Here is a 21,825-nt window from a genome sequence, read left to right on the forward strand (position 1 = left end):
TCCCTTTTCGCGTTTAAACCATCCCCGCATCATCCCTTTGGCCCAATCAGAATGAATGCGAACAAGGAAGCAACTTCCACTTGTCCTTGCAGACTCTTGCGTAAAGCCTGAGTACCTTCTTTAGCCGCTCCTTTTCTTGTTCTCTACTAAATGATTCAGAGGGGATGGCTTACCGGAAATCAAGAGAGGTGCGACTAACGGCTATCCAAATGCTCGCACCAAGATGCTTCTTTAGGCCCCCAATCTTTTGATCGAGGCATAAATTTATGAAGCTCTCACTCCGTTTGTTTACGCCAGTCGTCTGCTCCGCAGTGCTACTGGCCGCAACCACATTCGCCCATGCGGATATCACCAGTGCGACCGTCTACGAAAATGTACCTGATGCGAGCAATGCAGCCGATCCGGCAAACCAGGGTGCCAGCTTGGCCAGTGCCAACTTCACCATCGGCTCATCCGGCATCGACTTCCAAAGCCCGCCGGCCGCCTACACCGTTGCAGGCTTTCTTAACAATCCAACCTTCAGCAATGAGGTCAATGGTTTCAATCCAAATGACACCGCAGACAACCTTGAGCTGGTCATCACCGGCAGCTTATATTTGAACGCTGGCTCCAACAGTCTCGCTGTTGGACATGACGATGGTGCCGTGCTGAATATCGCCGGTTTCGGTAACGTTGTCAACGCTCCCGGCCCCACCAGCTTCTCTAACTCTCCTTTCACCGTCAACGCAGCTTCAGCAGGCATGTATAACTTCACACTTCAATATGCCGAGTGCTGCGGCGCACCGTCCGATCTTCTATTTACGGTCAACAATGCTCCCGTGGGAGTAACTCCGGAGCCCAGCAGCATCATATTGCTTGGCAGCGGACTGTTTGGAATCGCAGGCCTCATTCGTCGTCGGATGAGTTTCTAAGCTGCACCAAAAGACCTTATATAGATCTATATTCTCCATCGCTGCCGAGCATTCCTGTAAAGAGGAAGCGCTCGGCAGCAATTTTGGAGGTCCAAGGGTAAGAGTCCAACAACCTTTTATCTTTCAGCAGCTTATGTGTCTTTCTTTTCACACAAAGCGAAGCACAATTCCCAATTCTCAGGCAGAGATTTGCATGAAGAACACAGCCTGAAGGGGGCTCAACCTGCCCTATCCTGCTAACTCATTGAAAATAAATAACTAAAAAAATTTAACTTTCCTGCGAGAAATGGCGGGCAACCTGCTTCCGACAGGGGCGGGTCAAGCTTCACCAATTTAAAACTTACGAGGCCTCATGAAATTGAAGACACGGATTCTTTTAGCAATTCCTTGCCTGGCAGCTTTTCTTGCTGTAACCGGCGCCGCTCACGCAGATACATTCACCGGTTCCGTTTGGGAAAATGCCACTTCCTACCCCAACTCTTTGCCTGCCAACACCTCAGGACTTGGGACGCCCTCCGCTACGTTCGATGTGAACGGAATTAACTTCAACTCCAGCAACACGGCGAACGGATATACCGTGGGTGGCTTCCTTACCACTGGCGGCAACACGGTAACAAACGCATCGGGTCTGTCGGCCATCGCAGGCGACACGCTCAACAACACCATCTTTGAGTTCACTGGCTACACCAACCTCATTGCGGGTCATACCTATGAGGTCACCCATGATGACGGAGCCATCCTCTATATCAACGGTGTTGCCGTGATCAATGCGGGTGCGCCTACCTCGGCCGAAGTCTCCAGCTTTGTCGCAAGCGCCACGGGGACCTTCTCAGTTGACCTTCTCTATGCTGAGGTTAACGGAGCTCCCGGCGTCCTTACGTCCGATCTGGTTGCGACCACACCCGAGCCCAACAGCATCATCCTGCTCGGCAGCGGTCTGCTCGGAATGGCCGGCCTCGTTCGCCGTCGCATGGGCGTCTAGTCTTCCCATCGCGTCAGCGCAGCACCAAGGTTGTATCAATGGCAGAGCAGTCAGGGCAGGAACAACTTCCTCCCGGCTGCTCTGCCATCTTTTTAATGTCATTGCGATTGCAGACAAAACAGAGCCCCACCTCGTATGAGGTGGGGCTTTGTTCAACGAAGAAGAGCTAAGCTCCGAAGGCAAGATCGATCAGGGTCTTCTCTTCCATGTCATGAGCCTTGGCCGATCCGGTGGCAGGTGTTGCACTCGGACTGCGCTTCACGCTCAGCACGGCACGGTCGCCAGCAAGACGCCGCAGCAGCGGCATCACATAGAACAGTGGGCCCATGTTCGCCGGCTCCTCCTGCACCCAGACGATCTCCTCGGCTCCGGGATGCTGGTCGAGCGCGGCCTGCAACTCTGCCTCTGGCCAGGGATAAAGCTGTTCGACAAAGATGATGCCGACGCCCATGTCCTTGCGCTTCGCCCGCTCCATACGCAGATTGTGTCCTACCTTGCCGCTGCAGACCAGCAGCCGTCGCGGATTCACTACCTCGTTGTCAGGCAGCACATTCTGGAAGCGATCCTTGGCGAAGTCGGCCAATGACGACGATGCATCCGGATGCCGCAACATGCTCTTCGGGGTAAAGACGATCAGCGGCTTACGCCACGACCGCATCACCTGCCGTCGCAGCAGATGGAAGTGCTGCGCTGCCGTCGACGGCTGGCAGATCTGCATGTTGTCGTTCGCGGCCAGTTGCAGATAGCGCTCCAGCCTTGCGCTCGAGTGCTCCGGCCCCTGTCCCTCGTAGCCGTGTGGCAGCAGCATCGTAATGCCCGACAGCAGACCCCACTTCATCTCGCTCGACGCGATGAACTGGTCGATGATGACTTGCGCGCCGTTGGCAAAGTCGCCGAACTGCGCCTCCCAAAGCACCAGCGCCTCGGGATAGTCGCGAGCGAAACCGTACTCGAAGCCGAGCACAGCCGCTTCAGACAACAGCGAGTTGAAGACTTCGAACCGCGCCTGGTCTTTGCTCAGGTGGGCCAGCGGAGAATACTTCACCTCGGTCTCCGTATCGACCATCACCGAGTGGCGTTGGTTGAACGTGCCGCGCTGCGAGTCTTGCCCGGTTAATCGCACCAGCGTGCCTGCCTCAAGCAGCGAAGCATAAGCCACCAGCTCAGCAGTGCCGTAGTCGAAGGGCTTTGAACCCGTGCCCATCTCTACGCGCTGCTCAAACAGCTTCTTCACCTTGGGGTGAATATGGAAGTCGCTTGGATACTTTGTGATCGCCTGCACCAGCTCGTTGATGCGCTCGCTCGGCAGACCGGTCTTGACATTCTCGTCCTCCGGCCGCAGTTCGCCGCCGTGATAAGGGTTCCAGTAGTCGGGCATGGTACGTAGCAGCGGCACATGCTCGGCCTTGGTGGCGGTCTTCTGGTCGTCGAGAAACTCCTGCTGCACCTGCTGCACTTCGCTCGCAGGATCGACACCGATCTGCTGCGCATAGAGCTGGAACAGAGGAGGATGGTCTTTGATCACGGCGTAACGACGCGGCTGCGTCACCGTCGGATCGTCTACCTCGCTATGACCATGGCGGCGATAGCCGATCAGGTCGACCACAACATCGGAGTGAAACTGTGCGCGATACTCCGCGGCAATCGCAGCGACTCTGACTACAGCATCCGGGTCTTCCGCGTTCACATGGAAGATCGGAATCGGCAGACGCTTCGCGATGTCGGAAGAGAAGCGCGTCGAGTTCGACTCTTCGGGAATCGCGGTGAATCCCAGCAGGTTGTTGACGATCACGTGGATCGTGCCGCCGACGTTATAGCCGTGCAGCGTCGCCATGTTCAGCGACTCGGCAAGAATGCCCTGTCCGGCGAAGGCCGCGTCGCCGTGAATGATTAGCGGAAGCACGGCTGCTTTTCCGCCCTTGCCGATGCGCTCCTGCTTGGCGCGCGCGCGTCCCAGAACGACGGGATCGACTGCTTCAAGATGGCTTGGGTTCGACGCGAGATGCAGACCAATCACCTGGCCCTTGGGAGAGCGGTACTCGCCAGTCGCGCCGATGTGGTACTTCACGTCGCCGCCGCCCATCGTGCTGCGCGGATCGACGTCTTCGAACTTGGTGAAGATCTCGGCAGCCTTGCGACCGATGGTGTTGGTCATCACGTTCAGGCGTCCGCGATGGCTCATGCCCATCACACTCTTACTAACGCCAAGATCTGCGCTGACGGCGAGCACGCGGTCGAGGAAGGGAATCAGAGCGGTGAGCCCTTCGAGCGAGAAGCGCTTCGTTCCCAGATACCGCGACTGAATCACCTGCTCGAAGATCTCGGCGCGAATCAGTTGCGTGAGGATCAGCTTCTGATCGGCAGCGGGAGGCGTCTGCTCCATGCGCTCCTGCAGCCACTGCCGCTGCTCCGGGCTCGGAATGTGCATGAACTCGGCAGCGATGGTGCCGCAATAAAAACCGCGTGCTGTTGCAGCGGCTTCGCCTTCAGGAGCAGGAGTTGGAAAGGGTTCGGGGGGGAGGTATTGACCGAGAGGGTCGAGCGAAGCTTGAAGATATCCCCAACGACGGAAGATATCGAAAACTGTTTCACGATCTTGCGGTTCTACTGCCGAAGCCGGTGGTGGGGTCACTACCCCTGCCTTGGTGGCCATTGCGTCCTCACTTCAGGTCTATTCGCGAAAGCGAAATTAACGTACTTCTTTTATGCTAGACCTTTCGGCGGCGCGCCGCATCTACTTCATTCGATGTTGTGCGATAGCCGACTACAAAGTTGCACTCTGTAACCAGGGTTGGAACTCCTCTTCGCCAAAACCCAGCTCTTCGCTTCTCGTCTGCTTGCCCGAGGCCACGGCCAACATCTCCTGAAAAATCTTTGCTCCCGCCTCCTGTACCGTCTGCTCGCCGTCGACGATAGTGCCGCAGTTGATGTCCATATCGTCGGCCATCCTGTTGTAAAGAGGGGTGTTTGAGGCCAGCTTGATCGATGGCGTCGGCTTGCAGCCGAAGACCGAGCCGCGACCGGTTGTGAAGCACAGAAGGTTGGCTCCGCTCGCGACCTGTCCCGTGGCCGAGACCGGGTCGAATCCGGGCGAATCCATGAAGACAAGGCCCTTTTTATCAATCGGTTCAGCGTAGCGGTAGACCTCGACCAGGTTTGTCGTCCCGCCCTTCGATATCGCTCCCAGCGACTTTTCGAGGATCGTCGTCAGGCCGCCGGTCTTGTTGCCGGGCTGAGGATTGTTGTCGATCGAGCCCTTGTGCCGAGCGGTGTACTCCTCCCACCAATGGATGCGCTCGATCAGCCGCGCAGCGACTTCAGGGCTGGCCGAGCGGCGAGTCAGCAGGTGCTCCGCCCCATAGATCTCCGGTGTCTCAGAGAGAATGGCCGTGCCTCCGTTCTGAACGAGAAGATCGACCGCGGCTCCCAGGGCGGGGTTGGCGCTGATGCCGGAATAGGCGTCAGAGCCGCCGCACTGCAGGCCCACCATCAGGTTTGAAGCCGGGACGGTGCTGCGGCTTACACGATTGGCCTGCTCCAGCATCTCCCTGACCGTAGCAATTCCATTGCGGATCGCCGTAGCGGTACCGCCCTCTTCCTGAATGGTGCTGGTGCGCAGATCGGAGGAACTTCCGGTCAGAGGTATCAGGCTGTCGATCTGATTGGTTTCGCAACCGAGGCCCAGCAGAAGGACGGCAGCAAAGTTGGGATGAGTTGCGTAGCCTGCAAAGACGCGCCGTAGCAGGTCTGCCGGCTCGCCGTGTTCGGCCATGCCGCAGCCGGTTCCGTGGGTGATGGCAACTACGCCGTCGACGTTCGGGTAGGCACTAAGAACCTCAGGGGTAAAGTGGGCGGCGATGCGACGGGCGACTGTGGCCGAGCAGTTAACGGTCGTCAGAACACCGACATAGTTCCGTGTACCGACGCGGCCATCGGCGCGGACGATCCCTTGGAAGGTAGCTGCCTGAACAGGGTCGAGAAGCTCGGTTGGGTGAGCCTCGGTTCCGATAGAGTAGTCGCGCTCGAAGTTTCCAGTAACAAGGTTGTGGGTGTGAACATGCTCGCCCACGGCGATAGGTTTGGGTGCAAAGCCTATGATCTGGTTGAACTTGCGGACAGGTTGCCCAATAGCGACGGTGCGCAGGGCAATCTTGTGGCCGGCGGGAATGTCAGCGAGTGCTGTAATCTTCAACTCGGGAATGAAGGTATTGGCGTCTACCGGATTGAGGGCGACGGCTACGTCGTCCGAGTTGCCGAGGATGAGCATTTTGGGCATTAACTTTTCTTTTCCTCGGCGCGATGGCCGTGAATGCGCAAAGCCAGTAAATGGTAAGACCACAGTCTACTCTATTACAGATATGTAATCTTCGGAACTGTTGTTATGAGCGTTCTCGGCGATGGCAACTAAGATGGAAACATGGCGAGTCGGGCTTGGAGAACGCTGCTTCTAATCGTAGTTCTGGGACGGCTGTCTGCTGGATCGGTATCTTTGGCGGCAAGTATAGGCTTTTTGGCTGGTAACCGGTATCAGGCTGTTTCTCCGGTTACATTAGCCCTCCTTAGCCCCCTGTGTAACCTGTATCTTGCCTTTTTACCGGTTACATCCCAGATCTCTGCGTCCGAGGGCGAAGAGCGCCCGCTGCCCGACATTCCCAAGCTGATGCATGAAGTGCAGGAACACGAGAGGACATCAGAGGCCGTTCAAAAGGATTATCTCTATCACGCGATCGACACGATGCAGGAGATAGACGGGCATGGCCGTGTAAAGAAGACCGAGAGCCGTGGATACGATGTCTTCTGGGTAGAAGGTGTACCGGTGCATAAGCTGACCAGCAAGGACGGCCGCAATCTGAGCCCGCAGGAGCTGAAGAAAGAGGACGAGCGGATCGACAAGGAAGTCGCCAAGGCCAAAGAGCGGTTAGCGAAGGCCGATGCCAAAGGGAAGGCGACCGATCCTGAGGGCAACGACGAAGTTACCGTGTCGCGACTGCTTGAGCTTGGCAGCTTCAGCAATGCGCGGCGAGTGACGCTCAATGGACGCAGCACGATTGCTGTGGACTATGCAGGCGATCCCAAGGCCAAGATACGGAACCGGCTGGAGGGCGTGATTCGCGATATGGCAGGAACGGTCTGGGTGGATGAAGACGACCGCGCCATCGCGAAGCTGGAGGGACATTTTTTTGAGACATTCAAGATTGGCGCGGGACTGGTTGCGAACATTCAAAAGGGCACGAGCTTTTCGCTGGAGCAGCGCAAGATTAATGATGAGGTCTGGCTGCCGGTCGAAGCGAATGGGCATGGAACGGCGCGGATGCTTCTGCTCTTCAAATTCAATGGGAATTTTCGTGAGGTTGATTCGGGATACAGAAAGTTCAAGGTGACGAGCACGATTCTGCCGGGGATGGAGACGCCAGTGGATGGTTCGCGGTGAGGGCTTGTCTCAGGTTCAGAAGAACAGGCAACAGCAAATACAGGGATCTCTCCACTTCGCTTCGCTCCGGTCGAGATGACGTGCGTTGCTGCTTCGATTGAGGTGGCCGAGATGATGTGTCTTGGGTGCGGCTTCGGTTACGGCTAGATCGAAATGACCTGCCTTCGCTGAGAGATGTGGGTTATGGGTTGGGATGGGTGATCTCTTTGGCGTAGATCTGGTGGGTGGTGCGGGGCGGTTCGGGGCCGCGGTGTAGGGCGCGGACGCGCTCGCGGATGGCCTCGTCAGCGGCGGTGACGCGCTCGCGGGAGCGGAGGTAGTCGAGCCATGACTCCATGACGAAGGTCTCGTTGAGATGCTCGGGGTTGGTGGCTTCGCGGTAGATGCCCCAGCGCAGCGCACCGTCGCGGAGACGGACGCCGCGCAGTTGGTGGATGGCGTGGGTGAACTCGGCGTAGTTCTCTGCGGGGACGGTGTATTCGACCGAGATGCGCACTGGGCCTGCGAAGTTGAGGTCGTCGGCCGGCTCGGACTCGAGTGCGGGAAGAGGCTGCGGCGCGGGACGCTTCCACTGGTACGGTGTGTGATCGGGGACAGGGCCTTGCAGGATGTGGAAGCGGCTGACGATGGGAAGCGTGATGACGAGTCCGGCGGCGGCTGTGGCGAGCGAGATGGGAGTGGAGGTGTGTTCGGCAAGCGCTCCCCAGAGGACGGAGCCGAGCGCCATGCCGCCCTGGAAGGTCATGAGATACGTGCCGAGAGCGCGTGCCTGCACCCATGCAGGAACGGCGAGCTGGACTGAGGTGTTCAGCGTGGAGAGAGTGCTGGTCCATGCGAAGCCCGAGAGGATGAGGGCAATGATGATGAGCCAGGGGATGTGCGCGAAGGCAAGGATGAGCAGCGTGACGACGTTGTAGAGCGTAGCGGCGGCGATGATGCGGTCGGCGGAGAAGCGGCGGCGGATGCGAGGGAGCGAGGTGGCTCCGACGAGCGCGCCTACGCCGAGCGAGCCGTTGAGGATGCCGTAGCCGAGCGCTCCCTGATGGAGGACGTGGCTGGCGACGACCGCGAGCAGCGCCCAGATGGCAGAGAGGAAGAAGGTGAAGGTAAAGGTGCGGACGAGCGAGGAGCGAAGCTCGGGCGAGTAGCGGACGTAGCGTAGACCGGAGCGGATGGAGGCGGCGATGCGCTCTGAGGGGAGGGTGGATTTGAAGAGTGGGATGCGCTTCCAGTTGACCAGCACCCAGATGACGGCGGCGTAAGAAGCGGCGTTGAGCAGGAAGACGGAACCTGCGCCGCTGTCGATGCGCTTGAAGGCTGCGACCATCAAGCCGCCGAGAGCGGGGCCGACGGCGCGTGCGAGATTGTTGCTGGCGGAGTTGAGGGAGACGGTATCGGGGATCAGCTCGCGCGGAACAAGCTCGGGAATGATGGCCTGCCATGCGGGGTTGTTCATGGCAGAGCCGATGTTGAGCATGAAGGTGAGCGCGAGCAGCGTCCACGGCGAGACATAGCCGAGAAAGGTGAGCACGGCGAGGATGCTGACGGAGCCGAGCATCCATGCCTGCCAGAAGATGAGCAGCTTGCGGCGGTCGAAGATGTCGGCGGTGGCACCGGCGAGCAGACCTAGGATGAGAACGGGAAGGCTGGCCGCGGTCTGCATCAGGGCGATGAGCAGAGGAGATGTGGTGAGCGAGGTCATGAACCACGTGCCCGCGGTGTCCTGCATCCATGTGCCGACGGAGGAGATGGTGCTGGCGATCCAGCGATCGCGGAAGAGCGGAATGCGCAGCGGCGCGAAGCCGCTTGGCGTTGGTGGAACTGCCGATGTCGCCGGGCCGGTGTTGGGGGTCTCCAATGGCATGAGCTTGGGCTAGTTTACGGGTTTTGCATCCGAATAAGGTCTGATGCGTAAAGCGGTAATTGGCATGGAGAGTCCGCAGATTTTGCGCTTTGAGACGTTGGGAGTGGTCAAGGGAAAATAAGGTAACTCATTGATGTGCAAAGATTTGCATGGGTAAATTTTGACTTGGGATTAATGCAGCCGTGAGACGTTGTGCGCATGACCCCTAGGGAGGGGGTTCCTCGAATGCGCATTCTTAAACTTTTGACTCTTGCGGCTGTGATTGCTGTTCCGCTTGCGATGCATGCCTCGTCGCTTACCTACACCGATACGTTTACCGGCAGCGGCAGCGTGGGTGGTGTCGATTTCAATAACGCCGTGGTGACGTTTACTGCAACGGCTGATCCTTCGAGCCTGATCAATGAGGGTGGCGGCATCTTTGCGCTTTCGCCTTCGACTCCGGTGGCGTTCAGCATCGCTGGTGGAGCGAGTGGTGTGTTCACGGACAGCCTGCAACTCTTCGTCAATCAGTCGAGCGACATTGCCGGGCTGGGGGATAACACGAATGACTTCGCGCTGCTCTACACGTCGAATCCGGCGTTTGCGGCTTATGAGCTGGGCGCGATTGGCGCGACCTCGGGTTCGTCTATCTTCAACAACTTCGCCACCGATCTGGGCGAGGCTGTTTATGGAACGAACAAGGGTGGCCTGGATCTGACGGCTGCTGGAACGTCTACGTTCTCGGCTGTGGCTGCGTCGCAGGTTCCTGAGCCCTCTTCACTGGTGCTGCTGGGTACGGGCGCGCTGGGTGCTTTAGGTGTGGTGCGGCGGAAGTTTTTTGTGTAGTGAGTGGCTGAATGGAAAAGCCTCTCCGGTGATTCGGAGAGGCTTTTGCTTTGGGAAGAACAGGCAACGGCAACTGCAACGGCGAAATACAGGGGTCTCTCCACTGCGCTTCGCTTCGGTCGAGATGACGTGCTTTTGTTGCTGCGCTCTTGCTGTTAAGTTGCGACTTCTCTTGCTTAGAAGAGGAGCTTCAAGCCGAATTGGATTTGTCGCGAGCTGGTTGCGGTTGCGGTGATGACGCCGGCGGTGGGGCTGGCGACAACGGCTGCGGTCTGGTTGGCCAACGTTCCCTGCGTGGGTCCGGAGGAGAAGACGACCTCGTTGGGTGTGGCGAAGTTGGTGTGGTTGAGGATGTTGAAGAACTCGGCGCGGAATTGTGCGTGAACGTGTTCGCCGAGTTGGGTGGATTTGTGTAGCGATAGGTCGAGATTAGCCAAGCCGGGGCCGACGAGCGTGTCGCGGCCGAGGTTGCCGAAGGTTCCATAGGCCGGTGCGCTGAAGGCGGCGGCGTTGAAGAACTGCGTCGGCGTATGCGGGTAGAGGTTGCCGTGGAAGTTGGGGTTGATGTTGGGGCGGACGGGGTTGCGGGTGTCTCCGCTACCGGTGGGGTTGTAGCCGAGCTGCGGCGAGAAGGGGAAGCCGGACTGGATGGCTGCGATGGCGCTAAGCGTCCAGCCGCTGATGGCGCGGTTGGTGAGGCCGTTGAAGTTCGCGCCGAAGCGGTGGTCTGCGCCGAAGGGCAGATCGTAGGTACCGTTGATGGAGGCGAGGTTGCGGATGTCGCTGGCGGACGGGCCGTAGTCGAGGTTGGGGTTGGCGGGATACATGGTGAAGGCGGGCGTGTTGGCGCTGACGCTGGTGTTCCACGCGGAGCCGTTGTCGAGGTTCTTCGACCAGGTGTAGTTGCCGCGGATCTGGAAGCCGTTGGCGAAGCTGCGGTGCAGGTCGGCTTCGAGGGCGTTGTAGTTGCTGATGCCTCCGGAGATCCACGAGGTGGTGTTGGCTACGAGCGGGTTGGCCTTGGTGGTTGTCGGATAGTAGATGGTTCCGTTGACGAGAGTAGTGACGGGTTCGTTTAGGTCGGCGGAGAGGATTTGATGGTAGCCGTGCGAGCCTACGTAGCCGACGGTGAGCGAGGTGTTGGGTGCGAGCTGCTGCTCGACGCGGAGGTTCCAGCTAAGGACCGTTGGAGTGTAGATGTCGGTCTGAACGTTGGAGGGAGAGACGAGAGAGCTGGCCGATGGCTTGGTGTTGGCGGTGATGTTGAGGCTGGAAACGGGAACGTTCGAGAGCGAGAGCGTGGTGTTGTACGGGGCGGACTGGTCGAGGCGGTAGTCGAGGTTATCGAGCAGAGAGCGGTGGATGCCGAAGCCTGCGCGGACAGAGGTCTTGCCGTTGCCGAGGACGTCCCATGCGAGGCCGACGCGAGGCTCGGGGAGGAACCTGGCGCGGTTGGTGGTGAGGGCGGAGCTGCCTACAGTTGGCGTGGTGTTGATGACGGCTAATCCACCAGGGCCTCCGGGGGTGAAGGCGTAGTTGGAGGCGCGGCCCTGTGCTTCGTTGAAGCCGTTGGTGGACTCGAAGCGGAAGCCTGCGCGGACCTCAAGGCGCGGCGTGAAGTGGATGGTGTCTTCGATGTAGCCTGCGCCCATGAAAGAGCGCCAGCCCAATTCAGTCGGCGCGGGAACTACGGTGAAGGTTTTGACGGTGCCCTGGAGGAAGGTTGCGAGCGAGGCGAAGGAGGCCTGACCGTACTGGTTCTGGGCGAGGTTGTCGTTCGATTGCAGACGCTGAATCCAGCCACCGGCTTCGATCTGGTGGCGACCGTGGGTCCAGAAGATGTGGTCGTCGAAGGTGAAGAGGTTGCGCGTGGTGGTGTTGTCGGAACCTACGTTGCCGCCTGCTCCGGTGATCTGCGATGAGCCGTTGGAGGCGGTGCTGCCTGCGATGACGATGGCTCCGATGGGCTTGCCTTCGACCCAGCCGGGAACATCAACCGGTGTCGAGCCGAGGAAGAAGAAGGATGCGCGGGAGAAGCCGAAGCGCGCGGTGTTGAGAAGTTGCGGCGAGAAGACGTGCTGCTCCTGCGCGCTCAGGACCTGTTCGCGGAGGCTCTCGTTGATGAGAGAGAGCGGATTTTGCGTGGGCGTGTTGGCGGTAGAGTCGTCGATGGTGTAGACGCTGAAGAAGAGATCTTTAGGGCTGATGTTGTAGTCGAAGCGTGTGGTGCCGAAGTCTTCGCGGATGTGCTGCATGGGGTTGGAGAAGGCTTCGGCGATGCCGCTACCCAGCTCGGGGCCGTTGGCTACGGGCCACAGTGCGAGCAGCGGTTTGACGCTGGCTACAGCGGCGGCGCGGCTGGCGTTGTCGGGAACGAGGGTGACGTCGGAGAGGCCGAGGTTCTGGCGGTAGCCTTCGTAGTTGGCGAAGAGGAGGAGCTTGTCCTTCTTGATGGGGCCGCCGAGCGAGCCGCCGAAGTTGTTGCGCTGGAACTCGGGGATGGTGGCCTGGTCGAAGTAGTTGCGGGCGTCGAGGGCGGAGTTGCGGATGAACTCGTAGGCGGAGCCGTGCAGTTTATTTGTGCCTGATGCGGTTACGATTGAGATCTGCGCGCCTTGGCGCTTGCCGTAGCTGGAGGAGTAGGTGTCGCTGACGACGTTGAACTCGCGCACGGCGTCGACGCCGAGGAGCTGGCCGCTGGTGCCGCCGGGAGTGACGTTGATGAGCGAGGCTCCGGTGTACTCGATGCCGTTGAGCAGAAAGAGATTGTCTTGTGGGCGGCGGCCGGAGATGGCAAACATATTGCCAACCGAAGAATTTGAAGTGCCGATGGTGCCGGAGCGCTGGCCGGTGTAGTTGACGACGCCGGGGTTGAGGGTGATGAGCTGGTCGTAGCTGCGGCCGTTGAGGGGAAGCTGCTTGATCTGGCGTTCGTCGACCAGACCGGAGGTCTCCTGCGTCGAGGTGTTGACGACGGAGGGCGCGTCCTGCACCGTGACCTGCTGCGCCACCGAATCGAGCGAGAGAGTGAGGTCGATCTGCTTGCTCTGGCCTACGGTGAGCGGGATGCCGATGCGGTGCGCGGGGCTGAAGCCCGCGAGCTCTGCGCTGATGGTGTAGGTGCCTACGGGGATGGAGGGCGCGGAGTAGCGGCCGTCGGATGCGGTGGTGAGGTTGCGCTCGTTGCCGGTTTCGTCGTTATGGACGAGGACTTTTGCGTTGGCCAGGGCGGCGCCAGTCGAATCGGTAACAGTGCCGGAGATGGTGCCGCCGACGATCTGCGCGTGCGCGGAGATAGCGAGAGAGATCGTCAGGATTGTGACGACGAGGGGGAGTTTTTTAGTGATGAAGTGATACATGGGGTCTCCAGAATGTATGGGTAGGAGCGCTCCTCGCTGGTTGGTTAAGGTGCGAGGTTGCGCGTTCTTCTTTAAGTTTTTTAGGGGAGCTGGTTCTTGCTTAGGCGCAACAACAACAGCTTTGAAGGGCGAGGCTAACGGTGGTCATCATTGGATTGCTCCGTGGCGGTAGCTCCAGTAGACGAGGCCGAGGGTGACTAATGCGATGAAGATTTCGCCGAGGATACCGACGATGAGAGGACGCCAGCCCTGGCCGACGAGATCTCTTAAATTGGTGCGCACACCGACTCCGGCAAAGGCGGGAAGGAAGGCCCAGCGGGAGAGGTTGGAAAGGCTGTTGAGCTGTCCGTGGGTGAAGAACCCAGAGGTCGCGAGGACCGAGATAGCGATGAAGCCGAGGACGAACTTGGGGAACTTCTGCCAGAGGAAGAGGGCTTTGTTTTCGACGGCGGCGGCTTGTCCCTGCGATGCCCAGTAGACGGCGTAACCGAGGACGACGAAGCCGAGGAAGGACGAACGCGCTGTTTTGGAGAGCACGGCGAAGCGTCCGGCGGCGTCGCCGTAGATGGCTCCGGTAACGGTGGCTTCGGCAGTGTTGTCGACGGCGAGGCCGGCCCAGATGCCGTAGGACTGCTGGCTCATGTGGAGCGCGTGGCCGATGGCAGGGAAGGTGAAGAGGGCGATGGCGCCGAGGGTGAGGATGGCTGCCATGGCGGTGGAGGTGTCCTCTTCGCTGGAGTCGATGGCTCCCTGCGTGGCCATGATGGCGGTGACGCCGCAGACGCTGCTGCCGATGGAGAGCAGGCTGGTGAGTTTGGGCGGCAGCTTGAAGATGCGGCCAAGCAAAGTCATGACGGTGAGCGAGAGGACAAGCTCAATGGCGACGAGGACGAGGGTCATGCCGCCGATGTGGAAGAGGTCCTGCATGAGGAAGCGGGCGCCGATGAGGACGATGCCGAGTTTGAGCCAGAGCTCGTAGGTGGCGACGCCGGGCTGGAAGATGCGGGCGACGCCGAAGGTGTTGCTGATGACGAGGCCGAGGATGATGGCCCAGAGAACGTACTCGATGTGGGGAAGGAGCCAGGTGGGATGTTCAGCGTGGAGGACGGCGAAGGTGTGCTCGAAGACTTTACCCAGAAGACCAACGCCGAAGAGCAGCGCCATGCCTGGAATCGTTTTAACGAAACGTGAGGCAGGGGAAGAAGCCGGACTGGCGGTCGGGTTGGGTAAAGTATGGGCGGACATGAGAGTGGCCAGCGGAACAGGGCCTAGAAGGGGATGGAAGGAATGATGTTGAAGCGGATGAGGGCGGCGAGCGCGAGGGCAATGGTTACAGCGATGAGATCGACATTGATGGACAGTCTGCTGGCGGCGTGCGGTCTGGTTGGTGTCTGGTTCTGCGAGCTTGCCATAATGAAGTCTCCTGCGTTTTGGTTCGGAAAAAGAAAAACCCACGTATCGCGATCTACGCTGATACGTGGGTTCCTTGAAGTGTCTAAGCTTGAGTTCGTTCTATTCGCTTAGGTCTGGGAAGATCCAACGCAGCAGCCATTGCCCATACAACAGAGGCAACAGGTACAAGCTGCGATGTGCATCAATCCCATGAAGTGAGGTTAGATGGTTTGGGCGGTGGCGTCAAGTTTTGAGGAAGAAGATGTAGTATTTACTGCGACTTAAAGAGGAAACCCACGCAGCGCGGTGGGGGCTGTTGCGTGGGTATTCCGGTAAAGCAACGAAGTGGGTGGACTTCGTTATGACCGACTCAACCCGAAGGGAGTCCTGCCACCCCTTTAAGGTAAAGCGAAAGGGTGGCAGAGTCAAGGGAGATTTGAAATGCACGGAAGTACATGATTTCGCTTGAGATACTTTCAGAAATCAGCCTTCGCAATATGGCCCTGAAGGCTGGTTTAGAGGCGGCAGATGAGAAGCTCGCGCTCGTAGATCATCTCGGGAGGGAGGTGGTCGTGAACGAGCAAAAACAGTTCTTCGTGGTCCATGACCTCGTGTCTCCATTGGGTACGATCGACGGTTTGCAGCTCGTCGAAGGTCTTGCGGGGGAAGTCGAGGCCCTTCCAGTTGATGTCCTCGTAGCGGGGTGTCCAGCCGATGGGAGTCTCCTTGCCCAGGGCTCGGCCGTGGGCGCGGTCGACGATCCATTTAAGGACGCGCATGTTCTCGCTGAAGCCGGGCCAGAGGAATTTGCCGTCGGCGTCTTTGCGGAACCAATTGACGTGGAAGATGCGTGGGGTAGCTGAGAGATTGCGCTGCATGCGCAGCCAGTGACGGAAGTAGTCGCCCATGTGGTATCCGCAGAAAGGAAGCATGGCCATGGGGTCGCGGCGGACCTTGCCGAGGGCTCCGCCGGCGGCTGCGGTGGTTTCGCTGCCCATGGTGGCTCCGATGTAGACGCCGGAGGACCAGTTGAATGCCTGGTAGACGAGGGGCATGGTGGTGGCGCGACGGCCTCCGAAGACGATGGCGGAGATGGGGACGCCGTCGGGTGCCTCCCACGCGGGGTCGATGGTGGGACACTGGCTGGCGGGAGCGGTGAAGCGTCCGTTGGGGTGCGCGGCGGGTTTGCCGGTCTTTTTGCCGATGGCGGGGGTCCACTTGTTGCCCTGCCAGTCGAGGCATTCGGCGGGAGGCGTGTCGGTCATGCCCTCCCACCAGACGCCGCCGTCGGGGGTGAGGGCTACGTTGGTGAAGATGGTGTTGCGGGCGAGGGTCGCCATGGCGTTGGGGTTGGTCCTGGCGCTGGTGCCGGGGGCTACGCCGAAGAAGCCTGCCTCGGGATTGATGGCGCGAAGCTGGCCGGTGGCGTCGGGTTTGATCCAGGCGATGTCGTCGCCAACCGTCCAGACCTTCCAGCCGTCGAAGCCCGCGGGCGGGATCATCATAGCGAAATTGGTCTTGCCACATGCTGAGGGGAAGGCGGCGGCGATGTAGGTCTTTTCGGTCTTGCCCTTCTTGTCGGGTGGGGATTCGACGCCGAGGATTAACATATGCTCGGCCATCCAGCCTTCGTCGCGCGCGATGTTGGAGGCGATGCGCAGGGCGAAGCACTTTTTGCCGAGCAGAGCGTTGCCGCCGTAACCGGAGCCGTAGCTCCAGATCTCGCGGGTCTCGGGGAAGTGGACGATGTACTTGGTGTCGTTGCAGGGCCAGGGGACGTCTTTTTGCCCGGGGGCGAGGGGAGCGCCGACGGAGTGCAGGCAGGGAACGACGCGCTTAATGTCCTTGTCGATCTCGGCGAAGACGGGAGCGCCGATGCGGGCCATGATGCGCATGTTAACGACGGCATAGGCGGAGTCGGTGAGCTGGACACCGATCTGCGACATGGGAGAGCCGACCGGGCCCATGCTGAAGGGCATGACGTACATGGTGCGCCCCTTCATACTGCCGCGAAAGAGCTGCTTCAATTTGCGGCGCATGGTGAAGGGGTCTTCCCAGTTGTTGGTGGGGCCGGCGTTGTCTTTGGAGAGCGAGCAGATGAAGGTGCGGTCTTCGACGCGGGCTACATCGTTGGGTGACGAGCGGGCGTAGAAGCAGCCCGGCCAGAGCTCTTCGTTGAGTGGGAAGAAGGTTCCGGCTTTGATGAGGACGTCGCAGAGCTGCTCGTACTCTTTTTGCGAACCGTCGATCCAGTGGATGTGATCGGGCTGGGTGAGTTCCGCCATCTTTTCGACCCAGCGGATGAGGTGCTTGTTGGTGGTGGGAGGGGCCGCGGGAGAGTTGGCGGTGGAGGGTGCGTTCTTCATAGGCGCAGGGACTCCTTAGGCTCCATGGTTCGCCTGTTACGGGAGCAGTGTCAATGGGTATCGCACATCTGTGCGCTTATCGAACGAATGTGGCGAGATGACGCGGATGCAGTAGACTTCCGGCGAGGGGATTTTGATGGCTATTGGTTGGACCAAAATCTTGATTGCGGCTTGGGTGATGACAGGTGTAGCGATGGCGCAGGGCGATCCGCCGCGGCTCTTTGATGCGGCGACGGCCGCGCAGCGGGCTCCGGGAACGAAGGTTCGGATCGACTTGATCGGGGACTCGACGCAGACGAACAATGCGGGATATGGCCGTGGGTTCTGCGCGAATGTGACGGCAGCGGTGGACTGCGTGAACATGGCCAGGGGAGGAGCGAGCACAAAGACATTTCGTGAGCAGGGGCTGTGGCAGGAGAGTCTGGAGACGAAGCCGGACTACATGCTGATCCAGTTTGGGCATAACGATATGGAGACGCCGGAGCATCTGCCTCGGCAGACGACGATGGCGGAGTATGAGGCGAACCTGCGGCGGTTTGTGAGTGAGGCACGGGCAGCGGGCATCAAGCCGATGTTGGTGACTCCGCTGACGCGGAGGTACTTTGGCGCGGATGGGAAGATTCACTCCGACCTGACGGCGTACTCGGAGACGATGAAGAAGGTTGCGGCGCAGATGAAGGTGCCGGTGATCGACCTGCAGCGGGACAGTATTGCCTATCTCGATCGCGTGGGTGAAAAGGCTGGCGATGAGCTGGCGATTACAAAGAAGGACAAAGACGGCAAGACGATCTTCGACAAGACGCATTTGAACTGGCAGGGAAGCTATGTGTTTGGGAGGATCGTGGCCATCGATATGGGGAAGGCGGTGCCTGCGCTGCAGCAGTATGTGCGGCCACAGGCAGCAATATTGCCACCGGCGGGCGTGAAGGCGATGCAGGTGATTCGCGGTGGACCGGTGAAGATTGTACTGGTGGGTGATTCGACGGTGAATGCTGAGGGCGGATGGGGCAAGGGTTTTTGCGCGATTGTAACTACTAACGTTACATGTGTGAATGAGGCGCTGAACGGACGTAGTTCGAAGAGCTTTATCGATGAGGGTGCCTGGGCGAAGGCGCTGGCGGATAAGGGAGATTACTATCTGATTCAATTTGGACACAACGATCAGAAGAAGGACCCGGCGCGAGCGACGGACCCGAATACGACCTATGCGGCGAATATTCGACGCTATATACGAGATGTGCGTTCGATTGGGGCGGTGCCTGTGATTGTGACTTCGTTGTCGCGGCGGAACTATAAGGACGGAGTTCTGGTGCAGGACCTGACTGCTTATGTGAATGCGGCGAAGCGCGTGGCTGAAGAAGAGAATGTAACTGTTGTTGACCTTAATACGATGTCTGTGAAGTTGCTGGAAGGAATGACGCAGGCGCAGGCCGATGAGTTTGATGCCAGTGGGCATCCGGATGCGAAGGCGGAGAGTAAAGGACAGACGAAGCTGGATCGAACTCATCTGAATGCGAAGGGGCAGGCGCTGTTCGGTCGGATGGTTGCGGACAATCTGGTGCGGACGCAGGTGGAGTTGGGGCCGGATATTGTGGGGCAACCGGAGGCTGCAGTGACAGGGAAGTGATTGCGGCTGGAGGGTCGTGGCTCAAGGGATGGTGAAAATACAGGGGCTCTCCGCTAGCGTTAGACGGGGTTTGAGAGCTTGATGTGCGGGTCGTTGAGGCGGCGATGCCAGAGGTCGAGCAGCGTGGCTGCAATGGTGAAGGTGACCGGGCCGAGGATGACTCCGATGATACCGAAGACGGCGATGCCGCCGAGGATCGAGATGAGGATGGTCGCGGTATGGCTGCGCAGGCGCGTGCCGACCAGGATGGGATAAAGGAAGTTGTCGATGGTGCTGACGACGACGCCTCCCCAGATGGCCAGCAGCGCGGCCTTTCCCCAATGGCCGGAGATGCCGAGGTAGATGGCGATGGGACCCCAGACGAGGAAGGCTCCGAAGGCGGGGATCATGGCGAAGAGGGCGGTAGAGAATGACCAGAGGATGATGCCGGGGACGCCGAGCACCCAGAAGGCGAGTCCGGCGAGAACGCCCTGCACGCCGGCGACGGCCAGCCTGCCGAGTGCGGTGGCGTAGATTGTGTCTCCTACACGGTCGAGCAGCTCGTGGCTCTCCTCTTCGTGGAGAGGGAGGAGAGAGCGTAGGAAATCGAGGGCGAGGTCGCGATCGCGGAAGAGGAAGAAGAGAACGAAGAGCATGACGACTATCTGAGTGATGGCGCGGAAGGAGTTGCCGAGTGCACCGGCGAGCTTGCTGCCAACATAGGCGGCGGCGGTCTGTGCGGCGTGTCCGGGGTCGATGGAGTTGGAGATGGTCTCGATGCCGGAGGCGATGGTAGGATGGCCGCCGATGAACTCGCTGAACTTCTGCTGGTTGGCGTCGTCGCGCAGGACGCTGATGGCGGTGAGCGCCTGCTTGCCGAGGTTCTGTGCGAGGAAGTAGCCGGGGACGATGACGGCCAGCATGACGAGGATGACGGCGACAGCGGCGGCTGTGGAACGATGCCTGATCTTTGAGGCCAGCCAGTCATAGGGGCGCTGGGTAATGACGGCCAGTACAATCGCTCCGATGATGGCCATGAAGAAGGGATAGAGGAGAAAGCCGCATACGACGAGGATGGCAAGGGTAAGCAGGTAGAAGGTGATTTGCTTCCATGTCGTTTCTTCGCGCCTCGACGCCATTGGTTCCGCTCCATGAGGTATGTGACTGTTGTGGCCCTGTAGTGAGTAGGATGCATGTGCGCCGAAATCGATCTCTCGGACTTCTTCCTTTGGCTTGTTCGTTTCAAGATTGGGCGCTTTGTCGAGTTTTCAGGATAAGATTATTTTCCCCGGGCCCCGAAGCAGGAGGATGAGATGGCAAAGAAGATCATCATTTGCGCGGATGGGACCTGGAATTCGTCCCACGGCGCTGGCGCTTTCGCAAACGATACGAACGTTCGCAAGCTATTTTGTGCGTTGGCCGATACTCCGGACCAGATGCGGTACTACGACAGCGGTGTGGGAACCGATGGAACGCCGATCGATCATTTGGCCGGTGGCGCCATGGGCGACGGCCTGTTTCAGAAGGTGCAGGATGGCTATGAGTTTCTGGCTTATGTGTGGGACCCAGGAGATGAGATCTACATCTTCGGGTTCAGCCGCGGAGCGTATACAGCGCGCAGCCTGGGCGGAATGATCGCGGGGTTCGGCGTGCCGAACAAGAACTTCGACAACATGACAGTGCAGAAGATCTTTGCGGCATATCGTCAGACCGATCCGACGCTGCGCGCGAACATGAAGGGGGACTTGAGTACGGAGTATGCGCTGACGAACGCAGATGTTCGGATGATCGGCGTGTGGGACACGGTAGGATCGCTGGGTGTGCCGGGGATGCTGTTCAGCGTGCTGCACCAGCAGAAGTATGGGTTTCTCGATACGTCGTTGCATCCGAGTGTTAAGAACGCGTATCACGCGGTCTGCATTGACGAGAGGCGTGCGCAGTTCAAACCGACTCTGTGGACGAACAAGGATGGATCGCCGCGGGCCAACGATGACCAGGTGCAGCAGGTGTGGTTTTCAGGGGTGCATTGCGATATCGGCGGAGGCTATGACGATTGCGAGCTGTCGGAGATTACGCTGGGCTGGATGATGAAGAACGCAATCAAGTGCGGGCTTGCGTTCAGCGATGATGCGATGGGGAAGTACATGAAGATCGATGCGAAGAACGCGCAGGGGGTGGCGCATGATGAGTGGAAGATCGTTCCGTGGGGCGTTCCCGAGCACAGAGAGATTCCTTACGGTGCAGCGATGGCCAATACAGTGCAGATGCGGCTGGATAACGTGGCGACGTATCGGCCGGAGAATCTGGCGCTTACGGCGAAGGGGAAGCTGAAGGGATATGAAGTGGCCGATGTGTTGGCTTGACGTCAATTGCAGGGCGCTTACGTTACACATTGATGTGGCTTAAGGAGAGACTTGCACGCGGCGGAACATTATTCTTTGCGACGGCGTATCTACGGATACTTCAGTTGTAGATAGGAGATTTATGCCTCTGCAAATTAGATTCTCCTCAGTTTTATCGGCTATGGCGCTGTTGGCGATCATTATGCTTTGCGGTAGCGCAACATCCTCGGGACAGAACTCGGATGGCGATGTCGAACTGCATGCTAATTCTCATGCCAGCGCAGCGAGTATCGGTCTGCCTGTTTATCCTGGAGCCACGTTATACAAAGGCAAGGACAATGATTCGGGAGGCGATCTGGGACTCAGCTTCGGCGATTTTCATTTCAGCCTGATGGCGATCAATTATGTGACCAAGGATTCGCCTGAGCAGGTTTTGAACTTCTATCGGAAGCCGCTATCGCGTTATGGACAGGTTCTTGAATGTGATCACGGTAAACCTGTAGGTTCGCTTACTGTTACACGCAGCGGTTTGACATGCGATCAGAAAGATAGCGGCGATACGGCCTCTGATTCCTCTTCGGGACACGAGATTCGCGCCGGCTCTCCACAAAAATTTCGCATTGTGGGAATTGATGAGTCGTCTCACCGTGGCTCGACTCGCTTTGCTCTTGTCTATCTTGAGTTGCCCAAGGACAGCAGTAAAAAGGCGCAATAACGCTAGAAGCCATCGTTCTCTGATTATTTGCC

15 protein-coding genes are annotated in these 21,825 nt (G+C 59.0%); 7 read left to right on the forward strand and 8 right to left on the reverse strand.

Going from position 1 to position 21,825, the window contains the following annotated elements; all coding sequences use genetic code 11:
• The first annotated feature begins 266 nt into the window (after nt 1–266).
• Nucleotides 267–911: a PEP-CTERM sorting domain-containing protein gene (locus tag IEW09_RS13435; RefSeq protein ID WP_188554722.1), complete on the forward strand. Its 645-nt coding sequence runs from the start codon at nt 267–269 to the stop codon at nt 909–911.
• Between the two features lie 352 nt (nt 912–1,263).
• Entirely contained in the window at nt 1,264–1,893 is a 630-nt protein-coding gene (locus tag IEW09_RS13440) for a PEP-CTERM sorting domain-containing protein (protein ID WP_188554723.1), read from the forward strand.
• A 166-nt stretch (nt 1,894–2,059) separates the two neighbouring features.
• On the opposite strand, the gene IEW09_RS13445 is transcribed toward IEW09_RS13440, so the two are convergent.
• A complete protein-coding gene (locus IEW09_RS13445; RefSeq protein WP_188554724.1) occupies nt 2,060–4,546 on the reverse strand; it encodes a 2-oxoglutarate dehydrogenase E1 component in 2,487 nt (828 codons plus the stop codon).
• Nucleotides 4,547–4,657: 111 nt separating this feature from the next.
• Entirely contained in the window at nt 4,658–6,169 is a 1,512-nt protein-coding gene (locus tag IEW09_RS13450) for a UxaA family hydrolase (protein WP_188554725.1), read from the reverse strand.
• A gap of 234 nt (nt 6,170–6,403) precedes the next feature.
• On the opposite strand from IEW09_RS13450, the gene IEW09_RS13455 reads away from it, so the two are divergent.
• Entirely contained in the window at nt 6,404–7,324 is a 921-nt protein-coding gene (locus tag IEW09_RS13455) for a hypothetical protein (RefSeq protein ID WP_188554726.1), read from the forward strand.
• A gap of 181 nt (nt 7,325–7,505) precedes the next feature.
• Here the strand turns inward: IEW09_RS13455 and IEW09_RS13460 are convergent, their stop codons facing one another.
• Nucleotides 7,506–9,188, reverse strand: a complete 1,683-nt coding sequence (locus tag IEW09_RS13460) for an MFS transporter (RefSeq protein WP_188554727.1) — start codon at nt 9,186–9,188, stop codon at nt 7,506–7,508.
• A 225-nt stretch (nt 9,189–9,413) separates the two neighbouring features.
• Between IEW09_RS13460 and IEW09_RS13465 the strand changes: the two genes are divergently transcribed.
• Nucleotides 9,414–10,013, forward strand: a complete 600-nt coding sequence (locus IEW09_RS13465; protein WP_229739311.1) for a PEP-CTERM sorting domain-containing protein — start codon at nt 9,414–9,416, stop codon at nt 10,011–10,013.
• Between the two features lie 176 nt (nt 10,014–10,189).
• Here IEW09_RS13465 and IEW09_RS13470 read toward each other — a convergent pair whose 3' ends face one another.
• The 4 genes from IEW09_RS13470 to IEW09_RS13485 form a co-directional block, all read right to left on the reverse strand.
• Nucleotides 10,190–13,372: a TonB-dependent receptor gene (locus tag IEW09_RS13470; protein ID WP_188554728.1), complete on the reverse strand. Its 3,183-nt coding sequence runs from the start codon at nt 13,370–13,372 to the stop codon at nt 10,190–10,192.
• A 147-nt stretch (nt 13,373–13,519) separates the two neighbouring features.
• Complete coding sequence (locus IEW09_RS13475) at nt 13,520–14,617, reverse strand: YeiH family protein (RefSeq protein ID WP_188554729.1); 1,098 nt, start codon at nt 14,615–14,617, stop codon at nt 13,520–13,522.
• Between the two features lie 23 nt (nt 14,618–14,640).
• Nucleotides 14,641–14,784: a hypothetical protein gene (locus IEW09_RS13480; protein ID WP_188554730.1), complete on the reverse strand. Its 144-nt coding sequence runs from the start codon at nt 14,782–14,784 to the stop codon at nt 14,641–14,643.
• Between the two features lie 495 nt (nt 14,785–15,279).
• Nucleotides 15,280–17,130 (reverse strand): phosphoenolpyruvate carboxykinase (GTP), encoded by a 1,851-nt coding sequence (locus IEW09_RS13485; RefSeq protein WP_188554731.1) that lies wholly within the window; start codon nt 17,128–17,130, stop codon nt 15,280–15,282.
• A gap of 136 nt (nt 17,131–17,266) precedes the next feature.
• Here IEW09_RS13485 and IEW09_RS13490 point away from each other — a divergent pair, with 136 nt between their 5' ends.
• Nucleotides 17,267–18,757 (forward strand): GDSL-type esterase/lipase family protein, encoded by a 1,491-nt coding sequence (locus IEW09_RS13490; RefSeq protein WP_188554732.1) that lies wholly within the window; start codon nt 17,267–17,269, stop codon nt 18,755–18,757.
• Between the two features lie 59 nt (nt 18,758–18,816).
• On the opposite strand, the gene IEW09_RS13495 is transcribed toward IEW09_RS13490, so the two are convergent.
• Nucleotides 18,817–19,875 (reverse strand): AI-2E family transporter, encoded by a 1,059-nt coding sequence (locus tag IEW09_RS13495; protein ID WP_188554733.1) that lies wholly within the window; start codon nt 19,873–19,875, stop codon nt 18,817–18,819.
• A gap of 174 nt (nt 19,876–20,049) precedes the next feature.
• Here IEW09_RS13495 and IEW09_RS13500 point away from each other — a divergent pair, with 174 nt between their 5' ends.
• The gene (locus IEW09_RS13500) at nt 20,050–21,099 is read left to right on the forward strand and encodes a T6SS phospholipase effector Tle1-like catalytic domain-containing protein (RefSeq protein ID WP_188554734.1); all 1,050 of its coding nucleotides are present in this window, start codon (nt 20,050–20,052) and stop codon (nt 21,097–21,099) included.
• A gap of 160 nt (nt 21,100–21,259) precedes the next feature.
• Nucleotides 21,260–21,793, forward strand: coding sequence for a hypothetical protein (locus tag IEW09_RS13505; RefSeq protein ID WP_188554735.1), 534 nt, complete (start codon nt 21,260–21,262; stop codon nt 21,791–21,793).
• Nucleotides 21,794–21,825: the final 32 nt, after the last annotated feature.

Origin of the sequence: Edaphobacter dinghuensis (assembly GCF_014640335.1) — a bacterium.
GTDB classification, from domain to species: domain Bacteria; phylum Acidobacteriota; class Terriglobia; order Terriglobales; family Acidobacteriaceae; genus Edaphobacter; species Edaphobacter dinghuensis.